The organism is Microbulbifer epialgicus, from assembly GCF_041447265.1.
GTDB classification, from domain to species: Bacteria; Pseudomonadota; Gammaproteobacteria; order Pseudomonadales; family Cellvibrionaceae; genus Microbulbifer; species Microbulbifer epialgicus.
In genome coordinates, this window is the sequence record NZ_JBGMEK010000286.1 from 1 (window position 1) to 591 (window position 591).

Here is a 591-nt window from a genome sequence, read left to right on the forward strand (position 1 = left end):
CAGGCCAGCGCTGTATCCGGCATCAACCTGCTGGGTAGTCAATCATTGAGTGCCGCGGTCACCAACGGCACAACCGGCACCCTCATCGTTGAAGGTATCGAAAGGGTAACCGACACCGGTGAGATTACCGGCACCAGCGGTGCGGACCGTTTTGTCGTGGTGGACCTCAGTGGTGACACCGTCGTGCAGAGCCAGAACATCGACTTTTACGGCGTCAGCAAGGTCGATGGTGGCGATGACAGCGACACCTTGGTCGGCCTGACCGATACTAACTTTATCTTGAGTGATAACAGCGGTGGCTTTAGCCACAGCGCGATCGACTTTGTCAGCTTAGAAAATGTGACCGCCACTGGTAACAGTCAGTTGGTCGGCACCACACAGCAGGAAACCTACACCGTTCAGAATGACGGCCGTGTCGAAGTGAACGGGGTTTACTTTACCGCGCTCAGTGGTGTCCGCGCGCATGCGGATGGCCTTAGCGGTCTGGACGATATTGTTGACGCCACCCTGTACAGCGCCGGCCTCGCCCTGACTGGCAGCGTCAAAGAAGTGGAGCTGCTGACCACGCCGGATACCAATTTTGTGTTTAGC

Annotated in this window: 1 protein-coding gene; it reads left to right on the forward strand. The window is 56.9% G+C overall.

The genetic code is table 11. From position 1 onward, the window contains the following. The coding region (locus ACCI49_RS25040) for a hypothetical protein (RefSeq protein WP_371841979.1) at positions 1 to 591 on the forward strand (591 nt) is incomplete at both ends.